Here is a 22051-nt window from a genome sequence, read left to right as displayed (position 1 = left end):
GTTTTGGTAATATCTTGTGATTGTTTTTTATATTAAAATTTTTTATTTTTTTTAAAAAACTATTTAATACTAAAGAATTATTACAACCGTTATTTTTTTTTTTTTATATTTTTATCTTTTACAAAATTAATATTCTGAATAGTTAATGTTACATCTTTTTTACTGAAAATATTTAATAAATTATCTAATAAAAAATAAAAATGAGAATAAATAATATTTTTATCATCATATTTTTTTTTTTGTAGTGATATATCATCACTGCTTTCATTAAAATATTTATTTAATACATTGTTATGCAAAGGATATAAAAAATTATTATCTTTATTAATAATTATTTCTTCATATATTATTTTATTTACTGTTTCTAACATTAAGATGATCATCCTTTTTAAAATATTTTAATTGGATAAAATTATCACTCATTATCTGCTCTTGTATTTTTTGGATTTTTTTTGATATCTTTTTTTTATAAATTCTATTAAAACTTGTCCAAGTATTTAATTTTACTTGATGTTTAGACCAAATCTTTATATTATCTTGAATATTTTTTTTATTATTCTCAATAAAATATAAATTTTCCTGAATAGCTTTGTCCAAGAGAAGAATAAAATTATTATAGTTTTTCCAAGAATGGATACTCATGCCTAATTTCATTTTTTCATTCATTTTTTTTAAATATTCTTTTTGAAAATCAATTAATATATTTAATTGATCAACATGCTCTTTTTCTCTTAAAAAGAGTCTTTTAATATTTACTAAATTTTGTTCTATTTTTTTTTGTTCTATTTTTTCTAAAATAGAAAAAATTTTTTTTTTATATTCCATGTTTTAATATATCCAAAAAAAATATTAGGAAACATTTAAAGAAATATTTTATTTAAATCTTGACAAGAAGAATTGTAATCACATTGTTCTGACATTTTTTGTTTTAAATATTTTTCTAATTTTGGCCACATTGTAATAGCTTGATCTACAAGAGAATCAGTACCATGAACATAAGCCCCAATATTAATTAAATCTCTATTTTTTTGATATACAGAAACTAATTTTTTAAAATAAGATGCTTGATAATATTGCTTTGAATTAATAATATTAGGCATTATACGACTAATCGAAGATTCAATATCAATAGCAGGATAATGACCAGAATCAGAATAATGACGAGATAATACAATATGTCCGTCTAATGCGGCACGCGCAAGATATGCAACGGGATCTTGTTCATCTTCACCTTCTGTAAGAATTGTATAAAAAGAAGTAATCGAACCTTTTGTATTATTTACAATACCCGTACGTTCAATTATATTTGGAATTTTTGAAAATAAAGAAGCTGAATAACCTTTAGAAACTGGTAATTCACCTAATGATAGTGAAATTTCTCTTTCAGCCATAGCATAACGAGTTAAAGAATCCATAATCAATAAAACATCTTTATTATGTCGAAAAAAATATTCTGCAACATTTACTGCATAAGATACAGACTGTATTTTTAAAACTGGTGAAACATCTGCAGGAGCAGCGATAATAACCGAGCGAGATAAACTATTAGCATCTAATATATTTTCTATAAAATCTTTTACTTCTCGACCTCGCTCTCCAATTAATGCAATAATAATAACATCAGCTTTTGTATATTTTGCCATCATTCCTAATAAAACACTCTTCCCAATACCAGAATTAGAAAAAATTCCTATTTTCTGACCTTTTCCAATAGTTAAAAGACCATTAATAGCACGTATTCCAGTATCTAAAACTTTAGTAATAGGTACTCTATGCAAAGGATTAATACTGTTTCTTGCTATGATTTGAGTATAATATTTATAATCTATCTTCGGTAATTGATCGAGAGGTTCACCTCTAGAATCTAATACTCTACCTAATAATTGAGTACTAAGTGGAATTTTTTTTACAAGATAATTCTTTTTATTTCCTGGTTTTAAAAATACATAAGCACCAGGTAATATACCATTTATTTCTTCATATGGTAATAAAAAAGTTATTTTACCTGAAAAACCTATAATTTCGGCTATAATATAATATCTTTTACTTTCTTCAATAATACGTTCTATAAAACATTCTGAACCTATAGAACTATTTTTTAATCCTGAAGCTTGTATAACAAATCCATTAATACTAATAATTTTACCATAGCAAATAATATTAGATAATTCATCAATCTTATTTCCAAGAGAAGAAAGTTTTTTAAAAAATTTAGAAATTTTTAAATTCATTAATACTCCTCTGAAAAAATAAGACGATATAGTTCTTGCCATCTAGCATTAACAGTAGCATCTAAACAACTATCTTCCGATATAATTTTACAACCATTCAAATCAATACTATCGTCATATTCTAATCTCCATTTATGATCATGTAAAAATTTGTTAAATGTATTTTCTATTAATACTTTATTATCAGGATGAACTATGAGCTTTGGAGTTTTTAATAAAAAACTATTTTCATTAATCATTTTTTTTATATAATTTATTAAAATAGATTTATCTACATTAAGATTTTTTCCAATAACATAAGATGATATTTTCAAGATTATTTTTAATAACTCAGAATATAATTTATTTTCAAACTTTGAAAGATCATTCTCAAAAGAAAAAAATAAATTATTTAACTTTTCTTTTAATTTGTCTTGTTCTTCTTGACCTTTTAAAAATCCTTTTTTAAAACCTTCTTCATATTTTTTTTGTAAAATATCATCTATTTTTATTTTTACTTGCTTATCATCATAACTAAAATCTTGATTTTTAATATTTACACAAAAATCTTTTTTATTCATTTTATCCAAATGAAAAAGTATGTTTTTTTTATTCTGAGAATTCTTTAAGAATATTTCTTGTGGATACCATTTCATCCAATTTTCTTGTAAATTTAAATCATATTGCAAATTTGAATCAGACATAATACTCTCTCAAATTTTCTAATGAAATATCTCCATTTTTTATAATATTTTGAATCATAATTAAAATTAATTTTTGTTCATTTTGAATAGAAACATCAGAAATATAAGATGATTCGTCTAATTTCAAAGCAAGATTTTTTGATTCTTGCTCTGGCATATTCTTGAAAAATTTTTCCTTAATAGCCTGAGTAGTATTTCTCAATGCAATACATAATTTTTCTTTTTCTAAATTAGAAATAACAATTTTAATATATTTATCATCTATATCTACTATATTTTCAAATAAAAATATTTCATTGATAATTGATTTTGCAATTTTTTTGCTAAATATACTAAGTTTTTTTAAAATATCTTTTTCTTCTTTTATTTGCATAGAATTTAAAATTTTAGCAGCAGTTTTAACTCCACCTTTTTCTGATAAAATTAGTTTTTTATTGCTAAGCAAATTTTTTATTACTTTATTTAATTCTATTAAAATATTTTCTTCAATCCCATGAAACTCTGTAATTCGCAATATAATTTCAGCACGTTTTTCATTATTAAAAAACGAAAGAATTTGAGCTGATTGATTATTATTTAAAAATACTAATATTGTAGTAATAATCTGAAGATGTTCATTTTTTAATAAAAAAGCTATCTTTTTTGGATCCATATAATTTAATGCTTGAATAGATATTTTAGCATTACGTACTTCTAATGCTTCCTGCAAAAGAGCACTGCCTTTTTTTTCTCCTAATGCTTCAGTTAACATTTTAAGAAGATACTCGTCACTATTATTATCATTAAAAGTGTTATTTTTTATAGCAATATCATAACATTCTAAAAGAATTTCATGTAATTTTTTAGTTGAAATCCTTTTAATATTAACCATAGAAGTAATTAACTCTTGAATTTCAAATGGAGTTAAATTTTTTAATACTTCTCCTGCTTGTTCAGCTCCTATTGCCATTAATAATAACGCACTCTTTTCAGTACCATTTAAAATCATATTTTGTCACTCATCCATTCACGAATAATCAACGCTATAGTACGTGGATTTTGATTAGATATATTACAAATTTGATGAATTAACTTATCTAAATTTTTATTTTTTTGCATATGTAATTGAAAAGTATCATTTTCTAAATTATTTTCGTTTTTTATATCTTTTTTCTTTTTCTCAGTAATATCTATATTTTTAAAATTATTTTTTTTAGAAATAGGAAAAATGTATTTTTTTAATAACGAAAAAAGAAACATAAAAGATAAAAACCATGGCGTAACATTAAATAAAAAATTTGATAATTCAAAGTTTCTTTCATCATGATTAATCTTTATTGGTAATATTTTATTATTTTTAAAAAATGATGCGTTAACAATATGTACACTATCTCCTCTAGATTTTGAATATCCTATCGCTTCACATGTTAATTTTTCAATATTTTTTATTTTTTCTTTATTTAAGGGGATAATTTTACCATTTCTATCTTTAATGAAATTAATAATTACTGCTGCTGATAATCTCTTAATTTCTCCTACATTCATTTTAGTATGTAATACACTATGGTTTAATTCATAATTTATTGTATGATCGTGATTAATGTTTGTATTAACAGGAGTATATTTATTATTATTTGAATGATTAATTTGTTTTTTTAAATCTAGTTCTTTTTTATTATATGTTTTATTTTTATTAGAATATAAATCCTGATTAGAATTAGAAAAAGAATTAGGAATATTTTCTTTTATATCTTGTTTTCTTTGATCATGAATACTTATTTGATGAGATCTAATTGCTTGATTTTGATGATTTGTATTTGGTGAATATTGTTCTTGTGTTTTTTCCTGTGAATTAAAATCTACTTGTGCTGTTACTTGAGCATAAACATTACCAATTCCTACTAATGGTTCTAAAATATTTTTTATTCTATTGCTATAACGAGATTCAATATCTTCAGAATATTTTAATTTAAAGTTATTTACTTGATTTTTTTCTAGAGAAGTTTGATTTAATAATGTTCCTAATTGATCTACTATAGTAATATTATCTATAGGTAAATTTGATATACTACTTGAAACTAAATGTAATATTGCATTAATTTGTCCTGAATCTAATTGGTATCCACTTTGTAATTCTAAAACTACTGAAGCTGATGATGGTTTTTTATTATGTAAAAATAATGACGATTCAGGAAAAGCTATATGTATTCTAGCATTTTTTACAATATTAATTCTTTTAATAGTTCTAGCTAATTCTCCTTCTAAAGCACGTTGATAATTTATTTTTTCGTTAAATTGACTAACTCCAAATTTTGCTTTATCTAGTAATTCAAAACCAATACCTCCACTTTTAGGAAGATTGTTTTCTGCTAGATGTAAACGAATTTCATAAACTTTATTTTTAGGTACTGATATTTGACCAGAAATATCAGTTAATTGATAGGGAATTTTCATTTGATTTAATTCATTAATAATAGTTCCGCTATCTTCATCAGATAAATTATTATATAAAATTTGATAATCGGGAGATTTAATCCATATTGAAACAGAAACAGCAGTAATAACTGCAGCTATTAACAAAATAATCAAAATACGAGAATTTTTAAAAAAACGAGATAAAAAATCACTTAATTTTTTCTTCTCATGTAATACTGAATTTTCTATAGCGCTGAAATTCATGAAATCTTCCTATCTGAATAGTTAGTTCTAAGTACAATTTAATGACAATAAAATAATTCACTAATTTATTAAAATATACTTGTAATATACTTGTTTTTGTTTAGAATAAAAGTATTTTTATGAAATTAATTTTAGTTAAATTATTGCGTAATAATATATCAAAAAAAAATATTATTTTTAATATAATTATTGAAATATTTATCTTAAAAGATATATTATGATAATATTTCAAAAAATAAAGTATAAAAACACATAAAGGTATAGGAAGATTATGTTTATTAATAATATAAATTATCCAGAAACAATGTTAAAAACACAATTCGAAACACATCCAAATACAAAAAAAAAAGAATTTAATGAAATTTTTATAGATTGTATAAAAACAGGTTTAGGGAAAATAAGTAATATTCAAAATCACGCAAAAGCTGATGCTGAAAAATTCATATTAAATCAACCTGGAATCTCTCTAAATGATGTCATGATAAATTTAGAAAAATCTTCTATTTCTATACAAATGGCTATTCAGATAAGAAATAAAATCGTATCTGCTTATGAAGAGATAATGAATCAACAAATTTAATAGATATAGATATATTTTATTAAGATGTATAATTTTTCTACTGTGCTAACTAGCACAGTATCAGCTATACTTTCATACTTATTTTTTTATTTTTTTAATAATGATAATAATATACAAAATTACTGGAGCTAAGCGGATTCGAACCGCTTACATCTTGCATGCCATGCAAGTACTCTACCAAATGAGCTATAGCCCCAAAATATTACAATATAAAAACAGGTGAATTCTGTCAATATTATTTTTATATAATAATAGTTTATTTTCATTTTATACTTTATTCTATAATTATTTTTAAGAATGTATAAATTAAAAATCTTGCAAAAATATTTTATATTTTATCATTATCGTTTTTAACTAATGCAATCATTTTACTAAAAATAATGATAAGAATTAAATTCTTTATAAATTATTTTCAAATTGGTGTTATTTTATAATTATTTTTTATTACATTGACAGTTTTTTGTGATTTTTATAAATTATTGATATAACTTATTACTCTTTGAATTCTAGATAATGTTTTTTTTTGTCCTATTAAATAAATTACAGAACTAATACACGGAGAAGACGTACTACCTGTCATAGCAATACGTAGTAACGTATTCACTATTTTTTTTTGAACTTTCATTTCTATTATAATATTGTTAATAACAATCGATATATTTTCACAATTCCAACAAAATAAACTTGCAATTTTTTTGTGAAATTTTTCTAAAATCAAACAATTATCTGTTATAAAATACTCTTCTCTTATTCTTTTATCAAAGGTACTGAATTCTTCATAAAAATATTGAAACGATTTAGTCATATCCTTTAAAGTATAATAACGACCTGAAAATAATTTTATTACAGATATTAAATCAGGACCATTTTTTATATTAATATTTTCTTTTTTCATATATTCACAAAGAGTATCGGAAATATAATTCAATGATAAATGATTAATATAATATTTGTTCATCCATAAAAGCTTTTTAGTATTTATAATACTAGATGATTTACTAATAGATTTTAAATTAAATAATTTTATCATTTCTTCTTTATTAAAAATTTCTTGATTACCATGAGACCAACCTAATCGTATAATATAATTTAATAATGCTTCAGGCAAAAAACCATTTTTACGATACTCAAGTATATTTATAGCATTTTTTCTTTTAGAAATCTTTTGTCGTTCTTCATCTAAAATCATTGATAAATGAGCATAAATAGGTATTTTCAAACCTAAAGATTGCAAAATATTAATTTGACGAGGTGTATTATTAATATGATCTTCACCACGAATAACATGAGTAATATTCATATCTGCGTCATCTATTACAACACAAAAATTATAAGTAGGCATACCATTTGAACGTTGAATAATAAAATCATCTAATTCAGTATTATCAAAAATAATTTTCCCTCTAATATTATCGTCAAAGATTACTTTTCCATAAAGTGGATTTTTAAATCTTATGACATAATTTTTATTTAATAAATGATTAATTTTTAAATTTCTACAAATTCCTGGATAACGAGGTTTAATACCTTCTTTTATTTGCTTATTCCTTAATTTTAATAAACTTTCAGATGAACAAATACATACATATGCGTCTCCCTTATTTAACATTAGTTTTATTACTTCTTTATACCTACATAATCGATTACTTTGAAAATAAGGACCTTCATCCCAATCAAGACCTAACCATTTTAATCCATTCAAAATAGAATTCAAAGATAATATATCTGAACGTTTTAGATCAGTATCTTCTATACGAAGTATAAATTTTCCATTATGATGTCTTGCAAACAACCAAGAGTATAAAGCAGTACGAATACTACCAATATGTAAATTTCCAGTAGGACTAGGTGCAAAACGAGTTTTTATTTTCATAAATTCCTTATAGCTTTAATATTTATTTCAATATCGTACTAACTTAATATAACAATAATAAATACATTTCTTGTATGTTTATCTATCAAAATAGAGTATAATTTAATCATTATGACTAAATTTACAACAAACAAATATCATTTTAAAAAAAAAAGATTGACTCTTATACTTCACGCTTTACAATAATAATATAAGTAACATAAATTAGGTGATTAGCTCAGTTGGTAGAGCTCCTCCTTTACACGGAGGAAGTCGGCGGTTCGAGTCCGTCATCACCTACCAAAAAAATATTTATATTTATACTCTTACTTTTTATGATCTTTATAATTTAATTTTTATAAGAATATTCGTCATAAAAATTTTATTAAAAATAAAACAGTTTCAAAAGGGTCGTTAGCTCAGTTGGTAGAGCAGTTGACTTTTAATCAATTGGTCGCAGGTTCAAATCCTGCACGACCCAAAAAAATAATCTTTAATTATTTTTTTTCAAATCATGTAAATTAATTAAATTGTATAACTCTTCTTCATTAATAATTATAATATTTAATTTTTGTGCTTGAAATAATTTTACACCAAAATTCTTTCCACAAATTAAAAAATCTATATTCTTAGAAACATTATTTAATACTTGAGCATTTGATTCTATTAATAATTTTTTTAATTCAGACCTAGATATATCTTTTAAAATACCAGTGATCACAATTCTTTTATTAAAAAAGAAATCATATTTGATTATTTTCTGAGATATTCCTGAATTTTTCCAAAAAATACCTATTTCATTTATTAATTTGTCAATCATATGACGATTCGATATGAGAGAAAAATAGTTATATATATTTTTTGCTATAGATTTACCGACTCCAGGTATTGAATTTAATTCTGCAATATCAGCATTCATTAATCGTTCCAAATTCACAAAATAATCTGCTATTTTTTCAGAAATGCTTTCACCTACATTAAAGATACCTAAAGCAAAAATAAAAGATTTAAAAGTAGTATTTTTACATTGATGAATTGCATTAATAATATTTACACTTTTTCGATGTCCTATATTATTTAATTTCATTAAATCAATTTCTTTAAGATAAAAAACATCTATAAGATCTTTAACATACTTTTTATCAATTAATTCATTAATAATTTTAGGACCAAAACCAATTGCATTTAAAGATTTTTTTGAAAAAAAATGTTCGAATGCCCTTTTTTTTTGAGCATCACATGTCCATCCAGAATCACATCGAATTATTTTTTCTTCTTTATTTTCTAATAGTTTTGTTTTACATACAGGACAATATTCAGGAAAAACAATTTTTTTTTCATGATCGTAACGTAATGTTTCTACAACATTCAATATTTTCGGTATTACATCACCGGATCGGCAAACTACAATAGAATCATTTGTATGTAAATCCAATTTTTCTATTTCATATTTATTATATAATGAAGCTTTTCTAATCATTACTCCAGATATACATATAGGATCAAAATACGCTACAGGTGTAATCGCACCTGTTCTACCAACTTGAAATTTTACATCTTTCAATAATGTAATTTTTTCTATAGACAAAAATTTAAAAGCGATAGCCCACTTAGGAAATTTCTTATTACATCCTAATTTTCTTTGTAATTCTATGGAATTAACTTTAATCACAATTCCATCTACATCAAAATCAAGATTCTTTCTTTTTTCCGAAAATTTTTTATAAAAATATAAAATATCTTCATCATTTACACAAAGCATTATTTCTTTATTAACAGGTATCCCCCAATTTAAGCATTGCATAAGTCGTTCATAATGAGTATTAAATATATGAGAAGTATCTGGAAATAAAATACATGTATAACATGAAAATATTAATTTTCTTTTTAATGTTATTTTAGGATTAATATTACGTAATGCACCTGCAGCAGCATTGCGAGGATTAGAAAAAAATTGATTTTTATTTTTTATATATTTTTTATTAAAATCTATAAAATCAGATTTTAACATAAATATTTCACCTCGAATTTCTACTCTTTCAGGTATATTTATACCTTTCAAAATTAAAGGCACTGATTTGATCATTTTAACATTATGAGTAACATTCTCGCCTGTTAAACCATCACCTCGAGTTACGGCACGTATAAGTATTCCTTTTTCATAAATTATACTAATAGCTATACCATCAATTTTAAGTTCACAACAAAAAACAAGTTTCTTATTCAAAACAACATTTTTTTTAATTCTTTTTTTAAAATTTAAATATCCATTAAAATCAAATGTATTTTCTAAAGATAACATAGGAGAAAAATGTTTAGTTTTTTTAAATCGTTCTAATAATTGCGCTCCTATTTTCTGAGTAGGTGAATCTAAAGTAATCAATTCTTTATTATTCGATTCTAAATTATATAATTTTTCTAACAAATAATCGTATTCTGCATCAGAAACAATTGGTCGATTTAATGTATGATAAAAATATTCATACTTTAAGATATTTTTTTTGAGTTGATCAATTTTCTTTTTTACGGATGTCATAGATTTATTATTTAAATACTTATAAAGTAATAGATTATCTCAAAATTTATGAATGAATAACATTGGTATTTTAAAATATTTTTATTATATAATTTTTACTCATAATAAAAAGTAGAATTTTTTAAAAATTATAAAAAAAAAGTATAATGAAATTACTAATTACTATTAAAAATAAGGAAAAAAATGAGTAAAATATATAAAGATAATTCTTTAACTATTGGAAATACACCTTTAGTACGTTTAAACACTATAGGAAAAGGAAAAATTTTAGTAAAAATAGAATCAAGAAATCCAAGTTTTAGTGTAAAATGCCGAATTGGTGCTAATATGATATGGACTGCAGAAAAAAATGGAAATTTAAATAAAAATGTAGAATTAATAGAAGCCACTAGTGGTAATACAGGAATAGCATTAGCTTATGTCGCTGCTTCAAGAAACTATAAATTAACTCTTGTTATGCCTGATACAATGTCTATTGAAAGAAGAAAATTACTGCAAGTTTTAGGTGCTAAATTAATACTAACCGATGGACAATATGGTATGCAAGGAGCTGTTTCTAAAGCTAATAATATTGTATTAGACAATAAAGAAAAATATCTTTTATTAAAACAATTTGAAAATCCTGCTAATCCTAAAATTCATGAAGAAACTACTGGTCCAGAAATTTGGAATGATACCCAAGGAAATATAGATATTTTAATTTCTGCTGTAGGAACAGGAGGAACTATTACAGGAATAACAAAATATATAAAAATCACTCAAGGTAAGAAAAATTTTATTAGTGTCGCTGTTGAACCTTCTGAATCTCCTGTTATTACACAATTTTTAACAGGAAAAGATATAACACCTGGACCACATAAAATTCAAGGTATTGGTGCTGGCTTTATTCCTAAAAATTTAGATTTAACCTTAATTGATAAAGTAATTACTGTTTCTAGTGAAGAATCAATTAAAATGGCTAGAAAGCTAATGAAACAAGAAGGAATATTAGCAGGAATTTCTTCTGGTGCTGCTTTATGTGCTGCTCTCAAAATACAACAAAAAAAAATATTTTCAAACAAGAAAATAGTTGTTATTTTGCCTTCTTCAGGAGAACGTTATTTGAGTACAGAACTATTTTCCAATTTAATTACAAAATAAATAAATGTACTATCATATTATTTTCAATAAAAAAATAAAAAATCTTATTTTAATTATAGAAATAATATTTTTATATTTTTAAAATAGAAAAATTATTAAAACCATATATAGAAATATTATTTAAAAAAATATTTTTAAAGGAAAAAAAATGGTTACAAACCAAATCACAATAACTGCACCACATGGGCTACATACTCGTCCAGCTGCACAATTTGTAAAAGAAGCAAAAAAATTTATTTCTGATATCTCTATTATTTATAATGGTAAATCAGTCAACGCAAAAAGTTTATTTAAAATTCAAACATTAGGTTTAATTCAAGGAAGTCTGATTACACTTTCAGCTGAAGGTGAAGATGAAGAAAAAGCTATTAAACATTTATCCGCAATAATGACAGAACTAGAATAGTTTCTAATTAAAGAAAAATTTTTATAAATTTTCTAAAACAATTAGATGTAATAAAAACATTAATTCTAATGAATTTATACAAATATATATTCGCCTGACACGTCATTTTTATCTCTAAATAGACACAATTTATTATTAAAGGTCATGTTATGATTTCAGGCATTTTAGCATCACCGGGTATAGCCTTTGGACAAGCTCTTTTACTAAAAGAAGAAAAAATTGTTATTAACCGGAATTTAATTAATATTAAAGATATTAAAAACGAAATAGAAAAATTTTTTGAAGGTAGAAAAAAATCAATAAAACAATTAACAGAAATTAAAATTAAGACAAAAAAAAATTTAGGAGAAAATAAAGAAAGTATCTTTGAAGGTCATATCATGCTCCTCGAAGATGAAGAATTAGAACAAGAAATAATATCTCTTATACAAAAAAAAAACATATCTGCCGCTGCAGCTACTGAGATCATTATTGAAGGACAAGCTAAAACATTAGAAAATCTAGAAGATGAATATTTAAAAAATAGAGCAATTGATGTAAGAGATATTGGAAATCGTTTATTAAAAAATATACTTAATCTCAATATTATAGATTTAAATAATATAAATAAAAAAGTAATTTTAATTGCAAAAGATTTAACTCCATCTGAAACAGCTCAAATTAATCTAAAATATATTTTAGGATTTATTACTGACTTGGGAGGTAAAACATCACATACGTCTATTATGGCACGATCCTTAGAAATTCCTGCTATTGTAGGAACAGGTAATATTACAAAAATAGTAAACAATAATGATAATATTATTTTAGATTCTATTAATAATCAAATTTTTATTAATCCATCAGATGAATTAATTAATCAAAAAAAAATAATACAAAGAAAATATTTCTTCAATAAAAATAAATTAATTATTTTAAAAAATTTACCTGCGACTACTCTAGATGGTCATAGTATTAAAATAGGTTCTAATATTGGGAATCTACAAGAAATTAATTCTGCAAAAAATAATGGTGCAGAATGTATTGGTCTCTATCGTACTGAATTTTTATTTATGGGTAGAAATTCTTTACCTACTGAAAATGAACAATTTCAAGCATATAAAGAAATTGCAGAATCAATGCAAAATAAAGCTGTTATCATTAGAACAATGGATATTGGAGGCGATAAAGATCTTCCTTATATGAACTTGCCAAAAGAAGAAAATCCTTTTTTAGGATGGCGAGCTATACGTATTTCAATAGATCGTAAAGAAATATTACATGCACAATTAAAAGCCATTCTTAGAGCTTCTGCTTTTGGTAAAATATGTATTCTATTTCCTATGATAATATCTGTAGAAGAAATCAGATTATTAAAATCAGAGATAAATATACTAAAAGATATATTAAATAAAAAAAATATATTATTTGATAAAAATATTAAAATTGGAATTATGATTGAAACTCCATCTTCAGCTATCATTGCAAAATATTTAATTAAAGAAGTAGATTTTTTCAGTATTGGTACTAATGATTTAACACAATATACTTTAGCTGTTGATAGAGGAAATAAATTAATTTCACATCTTTATAATCCCATGCATCCAGCTGTTTTAAAATTAATTCAAAAAGTAATAAACATTTCACATGAACATGGTAAATGGACTGGCATGTGTGGAGAATTTGCAGGAGATGAACGTGCTGCAATTCTTTTATTAGGTATGGGATTAGATGAATTTAGTATGAGCTCTATAAATATTCCTAAAATTAAAAAAATCATTCGACAAACATATTTTTCAGATGCTCAAAAATTAGCAAAAGTAGCATTAACATTACCAACAATCAAAGAAATAATTCATTTAATAGAAACATTTGTTAATTATTAAAAGGTAGAAAATTATGAAAAAAAATAATATAAAAAAGTAATTAGGAGAAAAAAATGAGTTTCTTTTCTAACTTGTTTAATAGTAAAAAAACCAATTTTTCTAAAAAAATAAAAATTATTGCACCTATATCTGGTGATATTCTAAACATAGAAGATATTCCAGATCCTGTTTTTTCTAAAAAAATTGTCGGGGATGGGATTGCTATTAAACCAATAGGAAATCAAATACTCGCACCAGTGAATGGAACTATTGGAAAAATATTTGAAAGCAAACATGCATTTTCAATTATTTCAGAGGACGATGTTGAATTATTCGTTCATTTCGGAATTGATACAGTAAAATTAAAAGGACAAGGATTTACCACAATAGCTAAAGATAAACAAAAAGTTCAAATAGGAGATAAAATTATTTTATTTGATTTAGATTTTTTAAAAAATAATGCGAAATCTGTTTTGACTCCTGTAGTAATATCTAATATAGATAATTTTAAAAAAATTGAAAAATCATCTGGCGCCATTATTGCTGGGGAAACAGTTATTATAACTTTATATAATTAATTTTTAATATAAAAAAACGGTGCTGTTATTTAGTACCGTTTTCAATTATTATTATAATTAATGATAATTTATGTTATTTAAAGGAGTAAATATGATTGATTTATATCAAATTATTACTTCTATTATTATTGGCATCATAGAAGGAATAACAGAATTTCTTCCTATCTCATCTACAGGACATATGATTATTGCCTCTTATTATTTAAATTTAAACATAGAAAATAACAATATAAAAATATTAGAAATACTTACTCAACTAGGTTCTAGTTTATCTATTTTATACTTCTTCCGAAAAAAAATTTTAAAAATAATAAAATCTAATATTCTTAAAAAAAAAATAAATAATATTCATATTCTTTGTGCTATTGCGCCAACAATATTTTTGGGATTGATGTTTTATAAAAAAATTAAAAAATTATTTAATATTCAAAACGTTATTATTGGTTTGATATCTGGTGGATTATTACTATTTTTTTCTGAAATCTTTAAACCTAAAAAGTATAAAATATATAATATTTATAATATCAGTATTTTACAATCTACTATCATTGGAATATTTCAAATTCTTTCTTTATATCCTGGTTTTTCAAGATCTGGCGTCACTATAGCAACTGCTATTCTATTAGGTATAAAAAAATCAGTTGCAATAGAATTTTCTTTTATAATATCTGTTCCATTATTAATTGGAGTATCTTTTTTTGATTTATCAAAACATTTAACAAATATTAAAATATTAGATATTCCAATATTTTTTATAGGATTCACCATATCTTTTTTAGTTTCTTTAATATTTGTTCGTATTTTATTAAAAATATTAAATAACACATCATTAATATTTTTTGGAATATATCGTTTTACAATATCTGGATTAATTTATTTTTTTTCATTAAATAATTAATTATTTAATTAAAAATTATTTTTTTTTAAATAAAATAAAGTTTATATTTTTATGACGCCATAATTCTAATTTTTCAATTCTTAAACGCATTAATTCTTTTTTAATTTGATAGCCTTGAAAACCCTTTTTTAAAATAGATTGAACAGAAATATTACTAACAATAGAAAAACATTTTTTTAAAAAATTTCCAGGTAGAATATCAAAATATTGTATTTCTAATTTATTTAAAAAATCAAAATTAATTAAAATAGCTATTTTTTCAATACGTTCTGGTTTTCTCCAAGCGTCAACTTTTAATAATAATTTTATAATATTTTCAGATGATTGATAATAAATAGTATTTAAAAAGTAATAAAATCCTACATTTAAAACCGCTATCTCTCTAATATATGAAGGAATCTGAAAATTTTTACATAAATTATTTATAATAGAAGAAGAAGATATATCAAAAAATATTTTAGAAAAATTTTTATAAATATTATTAACTAAAATACATTGACATAAATAAGAAAAACGAATGTCAATATCCTTATATTGTATCGATATTTTAGCTAATTTCATGAATATTATATTATGATCATAAAATTTTTTTAAAAGTCTATAATCGAAAAAAAAATTTTTTTCGTATAAAAAAAACATCTTCGGGAAAAAAAAATGTAATGCACTACATTGATATAATACTTGAAAATATACATGCGGATTATGTGTTTTAAAAGCTTTCTCTGTTTCATTCCATATTCTATTAGTAGTCAGATATGATAATTCTTTTTTTTTCACTATAGTTTTCATTAAAATCATAGTTTCTTCTGCGATTGTAAATCCTAAATGAACTAATGTTGCAGCAAATCTCGCTGTACGTAACACTCGCAATGGATCTTCTATAAAAGATTCAGAAACATGTCGTATTAAACGACATTTTATATCTTTTTGCCCGTGAAAAGGATCAATATAATTACCATATTCATCTTGTGCAATTGCATTCATTGTTAAATCACGTCTTACTAAATCTTCTTCTAAAGTAACATTAGAATGATATTCAGTATCAAAACCAGTATATCCTCTACCAGATTTTCGTTCTTTTCTTGCTAAAGCATATTCTTCATGTGTTTCTGGATGCAAAAATACTGGAAAATCTTTACCAACTTGTTGAAATTTTTTTTCTAATAATATTTTTTTTGTACCACCCACTACAACCCAATCTTTATCTTTAACAGGTAAATTAAGTAATGCATCACGAATTGCTCCTCCTACTAGATATATTTTCATATTAATTTCTCATACTAGTTGTTCTATAATTAATACTATCTAATTACCTGAATTATTTTTTTATTTTAAATAATTCAACTTTATACTAATATAATAAATAAATAATATATAAAAAAATACAATAAATATAAATATATAAAAAATTATCTTATCTATATAAATGTTGATAAACTTTTATTTTATGAAAACATATTAAATGTTATTATTTAAGATAATATTCATATTGTAGAGATTAAACTATGAAAAAAAAATTAATTAATTTGAATAATGCGCTCGTTCTAGTTGTTGGAGATATTATACTAGACTCTTACTGGTATAGTAAAAATCATTATAAGCTATTTGAAAAATTCATTCCTATTGTACCAATTCAAGAGATTCAAGAACAACCAGGAGGAGCTGCTAATGTAGCTAAAAATATTGCAAAAATTGGAGGTGATTGTAAAATTATTGGATATATTGGGATGGATAATGAAGGAATGAAAGTAAAAAAATTACTAAATCATATTAGAATTAATCAGGATTTAATTGCTATTAAAAATCATAAAACTATTACAAAAATTAGAATTTTATCAGATAACAAACAATTAATTCGTATAGATTTGCAAGAAAAATATCTTTTTAATAATGAAAATTTATTATATCAAAAAATTATTAATTCATTATCACAACATAAAATTTTAGTATTATCGGATTATGCAAAAGGAACTTTAATGAATATACCAAATATAATTCATTTTACTAAAAAAATGTCTATTCCGATACTTATAGATCCTAAAGGTATAAACTTTGAAAAATATTCTGGAGCTAGTTTATTGACCCCAAATCTTTCTGAATTTGAAAAAATAGTTGGAAAATGTTATCAAGAAGATGAAATTTTAGATAGAGGAATGAAATTATTATATAAACTTAAATTATCAGCATTACTCATTACTCGATCTAAAGATGGAATGACATTATTTCAATACCAAAAAAAACCAATACATTTTCCTGCAAGCTCTCATAAAGCTTACGATGTTACTGGTGCTGGAGATACAGTGATTGCTATTATCGCCGCTTCTTTAGCTAAAGGATATTCTTTAGAAGAATCATGTTTTTATGCTAATATTGGAGCTGGTATAGTCATAAAAAAAATTGGTACTGAAACACTAACAATTCATGAATTAAATACAGCATTAAATTGTTCATAAAATAAAGAATGATTTTATCATTTTTTTAAAAAATTTTATATTAAAAAAACTTATTAAATAATCAATATTTATAGTAAATACTAAATATTCAGTAATATTTTTTAAATAAAAATCATTTTAATACCAGAAAAAAATACTAAAAATCTTCTTTTAACTTAAAATTTCTAGATTGCTCTTAAATTGAATTCAATATACAATAAATTAGTTTCAATTATTAAAATAATAAAATATTAAATTAATAAAAGTTTATTAAATAAAGTTTCATTTCCTACTAGTTCAACCTTATCTTATTAAGATTATTATAATGAGTCGAATACTACCGTCTAAATTTGGAACACCTATAGAACGAATTCAAAAAGCAATATTTGCTTTGCAATCTGGTGAAGGAATTATTATATTAGATGATGAAAAACGTGAAAATGAAGGAGATCTTGTTTTTGCGTGTGAAAATATGACAGTAGAACAAATGGCATTAACTATTCGATATGGTAGCGGTATAGTATGTCTATGCATCACTGAATCAACACGCAAACAATTGAATTTACCTATGATGGTAAAAAAAAATACTAGTACGTATCGTACAGGTTTTACTGTCACAATAGAAGCTTCTAAGGGAATTACTACTGGAGTATCAGCTAAAGATAGATTAACAACTATAAAAACTGCGATTTCTGATCATGCTAAACCTAGCGATTTAAATAGACCAGGACATGTCTTTCCATTGAGAGCTGACAATGGGGGTATTTTATCAAGAGCAGGTCATACAGAAGCTGCTATAGAAATTGTTTCTTTAGCAGGCTTTAAACCGTTTGGAGTTATTTGCGAACTCACTAATAAAGATGGGACTATGGCACGTACGTCTGATATAATTTCATTTGCTGAAAATAAAAATATGCAAATATTAACTATAAAAGATTTAATTATTTACATGAAAAATATAAATCATTCATAGACCATTTTGGTTTTACTAATATTTCTAATGGAGAAATATTTGCTTCTTTTGCACGCATAAATCCGAGATATGCAATCATAGCAGCATTATCTGTACAATACTGTAAATCAGAAAAAAAAACTGTTCCATTAAAATGTTTTTTTATCATCTTTTTAGCTTCATAACGTAAACGTAAATTGGAACTAACACCACCAGCTATAATTAAACGATTCCATTTTTTCTTTTTTAATGCTTTTTTAGTCTTAATTAACAATGTTTCAATTACTGCATCTTCAAATGCTCTTGCAATATTTGCTTTTTCTTGTATACTTTTATTACATTTTTTAATAACTTCAGCAGAAAAAGTCTTTAAACCAGAAAAACTAAAATTTAAACTTGAATGATATATCATAGGTCTGGGAAAACACAATTTATTTTTAATTCCTTGACGTGCTAAATTCGATAATTCTGGACCACCTGGATATTTTAATCCTAATAATTTTGCAGTTTTATCAAAAGCTTCACCAACTGCATCATCTAAACAATTTCCCAATATTTCATATTTACCTAATTTATACGCCGCAATAATTTCTGTATGTTTTCCTGAAACCAATAATCCAATAAATGGAAATTGAATTGATTTACAATTTAACATAGGCGATAAAAGGTGAGCTTCCATATGATGTACAGGAAGAACTGGAATATTTAAAGATAAACCTAATGAACATGCAAATGTTGCTCCAACTAACAAAGACCCAACTAAACCTGGACCTGCAGTATATGCAATTAAATTAATTTCTTTAGAAATATTATATTTTTTAAAAACTTTTTTTAATAACAAAATTATTGATTTCATATGTTCACGAGATGCTAATTCTGGTACGATACCGCCATAAATATTATTCATTTTTTTTTGATTCAATATTTCATTAATTAACAATCCTTTATTACTATCATAAATTGCTATTCCAGTGTCATCGCAAGATGTTTCAATACCTAATATTTTCATTAAGTCATACCTAAATTTAAAAATGTGAAAATAAGAATATATTACATAATAATATTTAATTAATATTTTCTAAATAAATTAATTTTATAAAAAATGATATTTTGCAATATAATATCAATTAATATAGGATCTATTATCTTAAATATATTTTGTTTTTTTTATAATTGAGGTCAATCTTACATGCCAATAATAAAAGTTCGTGACAATGAACCATTTGATGTAGCACTTCGTCGATTTAAAAGATCTTGTGAAAAAGCTGGAATTTTAGCTGAAATTCGTCGTAGAGAATTTTATGAAAAACCAACAACTGAACGTAAACGTGCAAAAGCTTCTGCCGTTAAAAGACTCGCTAAAAAACTTACACGAGAAAATGCAAGACGAATTCGTATGTACTAAATAATTTCAAAAACTCATAACTAACACCGTTCTTTTTTAAGAACGGAAATTAATTTAATCATAAAATATATTATGTCTGGAAAAATACCAAAACATTTCATTACTGACCTTCTATTTCGAACAAATATTGTAGAATTAATTAATAGACGCGTAATATTAAAAAAATATGGACAAAATTATAAAACAAATTGCCCTTTTCATGACGATCGAAATCCATCATTTACTGTTAGTAATGAAAAACAATTTTACTACTGTTTTGGATGTCATGCACATGGAAATGCTATTGATTTTTTAATGCAATATGAACAGTTAAGTTTTCTAGAAAGCATTGAAGAACTTTCTTTTATACATGGTGTCAAAATTCCATTTGAACATACAACTCAAAATAATTTATATTTTCAAAAACAAAAATTATATTTATTAATGAATAAAATGTGTAAATTATATCAAAAAAATATTCTCTTTACTAATTCAGCAAAAAAATATTTGTCTGATAGAGGTATTAATCAAAAAATGATTGATGATTTTTTAATTGGAGTTTCTAGTGTATATTGGAACGATTTTCATAAAAAACTTAATATTACCAAAAAATTTGAAGAAGAATTACTGATACATAATATAATCGCTATTAATAAAAAAGGATATAAATATGATAGATTACAAGGACGTATAATATTTCCTATTCAAGATCATCATGGTAGAATTATAGGTTTTGGCGGTCGTACATTAAATAATATTCCACCAAAATACCTCAATTCACCTGAAACATATATTTTTCATAAAAGAAAAGAAATTTATGGATTATATCAAGTTAAAAAAAAATTTTCTAAACCTAGATACTTATTAGTTGTCGAAGGATTTATTGATGTTATTACGTTAACACAATATAATATCAATTATGTCGTGTCTTCATTAGGTACTGCAACAACTAGTGAACATATTCAACTGCTCTTTCAAAATACAGATATAATTATATACTGTTATGACGGTGACCAAGCCGGAAAAAATGCAGCCTGGCAAACTTTAAAAAAAGCTTTACCGTATATATCAGAAAAAAAAACATTAAAATTTATTTTATTACCAAATAATGAAGATCCTGATAGTATTATTAGAAAAGAAGGTAGCGAAAAATTTCAAATCCGAATTAATCATGCAATAACTATGTCACAATTTTTTTTTAAAAATATATTAAAAAACATTAATTTATCATCTAATGATGATAAATTTTATTTAAGCACTTATGCTTTACCTTTAATTAATACTATTTCTAGTGATACAATTCGTATTTATTTACGTCAAATATTAGCAAGAATGATAGGAATTTTAGATGATAATCAATTTAAAAAATTTTTATATGAAAAAGAGATGCAAAAACAAAATCGATCATATTTTCAAATTAAACGAACTCCAATGCGTATACTAATAGGTTTACTTGTACAAAATCCAAATTTATCTAAAATAGTACCTTCAATAATAAAATTTCAAAATTTAAAATTAAAAGGGCTTCCTATTTTTCTTGAAATATTAAAAACATGTCTTGAACATCCTAATATAAATACAGGTCAATTATTAGAATTATATAGAAATAAAAAAATTATTAATATTTTAAAAATCTTATCTACATGGGACCATATGATTATTCAGGAAGAAATTCAAAATATGTTTTTAGATTTATTAATGAATATATATGATAAAGTTTTAGAAAAAAGACAAGAATATCTTATTACTCAAGAAAGAATAAAAGGATTAACAATTAATGAAAAAAAAGAAATTTGGTCTATTAATCAGGCATTATCTAAAAAATAATATTTAAATTTTATAAAAATATAACATCAACTAAACTTTTTAATTATATA

At 23.5% G+C, this 22051-nt stretch carries 20 protein-coding genes and 3 tRNA genes; 12 read left to right on the top strand and 11 right to left on the bottom strand.

Annotated features, from left to right (window positions below):
- Window positions 1-89: 89 nt before the first annotated feature.
- Genes D9V74_RS00370 through fliF form a run of 6 tightly spaced genes read right to left on the bottom strand, consistent with a single transcriptional unit; the run spans window position 90 to window position 5572 of the window.
- Window positions 90-371 carry a hypothetical protein gene (locus D9V74_RS00370; RefSeq protein WP_158362235.1) on the bottom strand — a complete coding sequence of 94 codons (282 nt, stop codon included), beginning with the start codon at window positions 369-371 and terminating at the stop codon, window positions 90-92.
- Window positions 352-825, bottom strand: a complete 474-nt coding sequence (locus D9V74_RS00365; RefSeq protein WP_158362233.1) for a flagellar export protein FliJ — start codon at window positions 823-825, stop codon at window positions 352-354. Before D9V74_RS00365 ends, D9V74_RS00370 begins: the two co-directional genes overlap by 20 nt.
- A gap of 35 nt (window positions 826-860) precedes the next feature.
- Window positions 861-2273, bottom strand: a complete 1413-nt coding sequence (locus D9V74_RS00360) for a FliI/YscN family ATPase (RefSeq protein ID WP_187308546.1) — start codon at window positions 2271-2273, stop codon at window positions 861-863.
- Entirely contained in the window at window positions 2231-2914 is a 684-nt protein-coding gene (locus D9V74_RS00355) for a flagellar assembly protein FliH (RefSeq protein WP_158362229.1), read from the bottom strand. Before D9V74_RS00355 ends, D9V74_RS00360 begins: the two co-directional genes overlap by 43 nt.
- Entirely contained in the window at window positions 2907-3902 is a 996-nt protein-coding gene (fliG, locus tag D9V74_RS00350) for a flagellar motor switch protein FliG (RefSeq protein ID WP_158362227.1), read from the bottom strand. Before fliG ends, D9V74_RS00355 begins: the two co-directional genes overlap by 8 nt.
- Window positions 3899-5572, bottom strand: a complete 1674-nt coding sequence (gene fliF, locus D9V74_RS00345) for a flagellar basal-body MS-ring/collar protein FliF (protein ID WP_158362225.1) — start codon at window positions 5570-5572, stop codon at window positions 3899-3901. The genes fliG and fliF overlap by 4 nt, the downstream gene beginning before the upstream one ends.
- A gap of 271 nt (window positions 5573-5843) precedes the next feature.
- Between fliF and fliE the strand changes: the two genes are divergently transcribed.
- On the top strand, window positions 5844-6152 hold the full coding sequence (fliE, locus tag D9V74_RS00340) for a flagellar hook-basal body complex protein FliE (protein ID WP_158362223.1): 309 nt from the start codon (window positions 5844-5846) through the stop codon (window positions 6150-6152).
- Window positions 6153-6275: 123 nt separating this feature from the next.
- On the opposite strand, the gene D9V74_RS00335 is transcribed toward fliE, so the two are convergent.
- Both D9V74_RS00335 and gltX read right to left on the bottom strand, forming a co-directional pair.
- Window positions 6276-6348: transfer RNA gene (locus D9V74_RS00335), tRNA-Ala, on the bottom strand.
- Between the two features lie 273 nt (window positions 6349-6621).
- A complete protein-coding gene (gene gltX, locus D9V74_RS00330; RefSeq protein ID WP_158362221.1) occupies window positions 6622-8025 on the bottom strand; it encodes a glutamate--tRNA ligase in 1404 nt (467 codons plus the stop codon).
- A 206-nt stretch (window positions 8026-8231) separates the two neighbouring features.
- Between gltX and D9V74_RS00325 the strand changes: the two genes are divergently transcribed.
- Both D9V74_RS00325 and D9V74_RS00320 read left to right on the top strand, forming a co-directional pair.
- Window positions 8232-8307 (top strand) — tRNA-Val (locus D9V74_RS00325).
- A gap of 105 nt (window positions 8308-8412) precedes the next feature.
- A tRNA-Lys gene (locus tag D9V74_RS00320) sits at window positions 8413-8485 on the top strand.
- A 12-nt stretch (window positions 8486-8497) separates the two neighbouring features.
- Here D9V74_RS00320 and ligA read toward each other — a convergent pair.
- Window positions 8498-10540 carry an NAD-dependent DNA ligase LigA gene (gene ligA / locus D9V74_RS00315; protein WP_158362219.1) on the bottom strand — a complete coding sequence of 681 codons (2043 nt, stop codon included), beginning with the start codon at window positions 10538-10540 and terminating at the stop codon, window positions 8498-8500.
- Window positions 10541-10723: 183 nt separating this feature from the next.
- On the opposite strand from ligA, the gene cysK reads away from it, so the two are divergent.
- From cysK to D9V74_RS00290, 5 genes are all read left to right on the top strand, one after another.
- Entirely contained in the window at window positions 10724-11680 is a 957-nt protein-coding gene (cysK, locus tag D9V74_RS00310; protein ID WP_158362217.1) for a cysteine synthase A, read from the top strand.
- Window positions 11681-11828: 148 nt separating this feature from the next.
- Complete coding sequence (locus tag D9V74_RS00305) at window positions 11829-12086, top strand: HPr family phosphocarrier protein (RefSeq protein WP_158362215.1); 258 nt, start codon at window positions 11829-11831, stop codon at window positions 12084-12086.
- A gap of 149 nt (window positions 12087-12235) precedes the next feature.
- Window positions 12236-13951 carry a phosphoenolpyruvate-protein phosphotransferase PtsI gene (ptsI, locus tag D9V74_RS00300; RefSeq protein WP_158362213.1) on the top strand — a complete coding sequence of 572 codons (1716 nt, stop codon included), beginning with the start codon at window positions 12236-12238 and terminating at the stop codon, window positions 13949-13951.
- Window positions 13952-14004: 53 nt separating this feature from the next.
- Window positions 14005-14508, top strand: coding sequence for a PTS glucose transporter subunit IIA (gene crr / locus D9V74_RS00295; RefSeq protein WP_158362211.1), 504 nt, complete (start codon window positions 14005-14007; stop codon window positions 14506-14508).
- 91 nt (window positions 14509-14599) lie between these two features.
- The gene (locus tag D9V74_RS00290; RefSeq protein ID WP_158362209.1) at window positions 14600-15406 is read left to right on the top strand and encodes an undecaprenyl-diphosphate phosphatase; all 807 of its coding nucleotides are present in this window, start codon (window positions 14600-14602) and stop codon (window positions 15404-15406) included.
- Between the two features lie 15 nt (window positions 15407-15421).
- Here the strand turns inward: D9V74_RS00290 and D9V74_RS00285 are convergent, their stop codons facing one another.
- Window positions 15422-16672: a tRNA CCA-pyrophosphorylase gene (locus tag D9V74_RS00285; protein ID WP_158362207.1), complete on the bottom strand. Its 1251-nt coding sequence runs from the start codon at window positions 16670-16672 to the stop codon at window positions 15422-15424.
- Between the two features lie 239 nt (window positions 16673-16911).
- Between D9V74_RS00285 and rfaE1 the strand changes: the two genes are divergently transcribed.
- Complete coding sequence (gene rfaE1 / locus D9V74_RS00280; protein ID WP_158362205.1) at window positions 16912-17859, top strand: D-glycero-beta-D-manno-heptose-7-phosphate kinase; 948 nt, start codon at window positions 16912-16914, stop codon at window positions 17857-17859.
- 304 nt (window positions 17860-18163) lie between these two features.
- Window positions 18164-18811, top strand: a complete 648-nt coding sequence (gene ribB, locus D9V74_RS00275; RefSeq protein WP_158362203.1) for a 3,4-dihydroxy-2-butanone-4-phosphate synthase — start codon at window positions 18164-18166, stop codon at window positions 18809-18811.
- Here ribB and tsaD read toward each other — a convergent pair.
- Window positions 18780-19799 carry a tRNA (adenosine(37)-N6)-threonylcarbamoyltransferase complex transferase subunit TsaD gene (gene tsaD / locus D9V74_RS00270; RefSeq protein WP_158362200.1) on the bottom strand — a complete coding sequence of 340 codons (1020 nt, stop codon included), beginning with the start codon at window positions 19797-19799 and terminating at the stop codon, window positions 18780-18782. The two genes, ribB and tsaD, sit on opposite strands and share 32 nt — an antisense overlap.
- Window positions 19800-19979: 180 nt before the next feature.
- Here tsaD and rpsU point away from each other — a divergent pair, with 180 nt between their 5' ends.
- Entirely contained in the window at window positions 19980-20195 is a 216-nt protein-coding gene (rpsU, locus tag D9V74_RS00265) for a 30S ribosomal protein S21 (RefSeq protein WP_158362198.1), read from the top strand.
- Between the two features lie 72 nt (window positions 20196-20267).
- Window positions 20268-22001 (top strand): DNA primase, encoded by a 1734-nt coding sequence (dnaG, locus tag D9V74_RS00260; protein ID WP_158362196.1) that lies wholly within the window; start codon window positions 20268-20270, stop codon window positions 21999-22001.
- Window positions 22002-22051 lie beyond the last annotated feature (50 nt).

This window comes from Buchnera aphidicola (Macrosiphoniella sanborni), from assembly GCF_005080885.1.
Classification (GTDB): domain Bacteria; phylum Pseudomonadota; class Gammaproteobacteria; order Enterobacterales; family Enterobacteriaceae; genus Buchnera; species Buchnera aphidicola_AU.
This window is presented reverse-complemented; position numbering and strand designations above follow the sequence as displayed.

Excerpts from the sequence above, each read along its gene's own strand:
- D9V74_RS00370 (WP_158362235.1), bottom strand. The coding sequence starts at position 371 with ATGTTAGAAACAGTAAATAAAATAATATATGAAGAAATAATTATTAAT.
- D9V74_RS00365 (WP_158362233.1), bottom strand. The coding sequence starts at position 825 with ATGGAATATAAAAAAAAAATTTTTTCTATTTTAGAAAAAATAGAACAA.
- D9V74_RS00360 (WP_187308546.1), bottom strand. The coding sequence starts at position 2,273 with ATGGCAAGAACTATATCGTCTTATTTTTTCAGAGGAGTATTAATGAAT.
- D9V74_RS00355 (WP_158362229.1), bottom strand. The coding sequence starts at position 2,914 with ATGTCTGATTCAAATTTGCAATATGATTTAAATTTACAAGAAAATTGG.
- fliG (WP_158362227.1), bottom strand. The coding sequence starts at position 3,902 with ATGATTTTAAATGGTACTGAAAAGAGTGCGTTATTATTAATGGCAATA.
- fliF (WP_158362225.1), bottom strand. The coding sequence starts at position 5,572 with ATGAATTTCAGCGCTATAGAAAATTCAGTATTACATGAGAAGAAAAAA.
- fliE (WP_158362223.1), top strand. The coding sequence starts at position 5,844 with ATGTTTATTAATAATATAAATTATCCAGAAACAATGTTAAAAACACAA.
- gltX (WP_158362221.1), bottom strand. The coding sequence starts at position 8,025 with ATGAAAATAAAAACTCGTTTTGCACCTAGTCCTACTGGAAATTTACAT.
- ligA (WP_158362219.1), bottom strand. The coding sequence starts at position 10,540 with ATGACATCCGTAAAAAAGAAAATTGATCAACTCAAAAAAAATATCTTA.
- cysK (WP_158362217.1), top strand. The coding sequence starts at position 10,724 with ATGAGTAAAATATATAAAGATAATTCTTTAACTATTGGAAATACACCT.
- D9V74_RS00305 (WP_158362215.1), top strand. The coding sequence starts at position 11,829 with ATGGTTACAAACCAAATCACAATAACTGCACCACATGGGCTACATACT.
- ptsI (WP_158362213.1), top strand. The coding sequence starts at position 12,236 with ATGATTTCAGGCATTTTAGCATCACCGGGTATAGCCTTTGGACAAGCT.
- crr (WP_158362211.1), top strand. The coding sequence starts at position 14,005 with ATGAGTTTCTTTTCTAACTTGTTTAATAGTAAAAAAACCAATTTTTCT.
- D9V74_RS00290 (WP_158362209.1), top strand. The coding sequence starts at position 14,600 with ATGATTGATTTATATCAAATTATTACTTCTATTATTATTGGCATCATA.
- D9V74_RS00285 (WP_158362207.1), bottom strand. The coding sequence starts at position 16,672 with ATGAAAATATATCTAGTAGGAGGAGCAATTCGTGATGCATTACTTAAT.
- rfaE1 (WP_158362205.1), top strand. The coding sequence starts at position 16,912 with ATGAAAAAAAAATTAATTAATTTGAATAATGCGCTCGTTCTAGTTGTT.
- ribB (WP_158362203.1), top strand. The coding sequence starts at position 18,164 with ATGAGTCGAATACTACCGTCTAAATTTGGAACACCTATAGAACGAATT.
- tsaD (WP_158362200.1), bottom strand. The coding sequence starts at position 19,799 with ATGAAAATATTAGGTATTGAAACATCTTGCGATGACACTGGAATAGCA.
- rpsU (WP_158362198.1), top strand. The coding sequence starts at position 19,980 with ATGCCAATAATAAAAGTTCGTGACAATGAACCATTTGATGTAGCACTT.
- dnaG (WP_158362196.1), top strand. The coding sequence starts at position 20,268 with ATGTCTGGAAAAATACCAAAACATTTCATTACTGACCTTCTATTTCGA.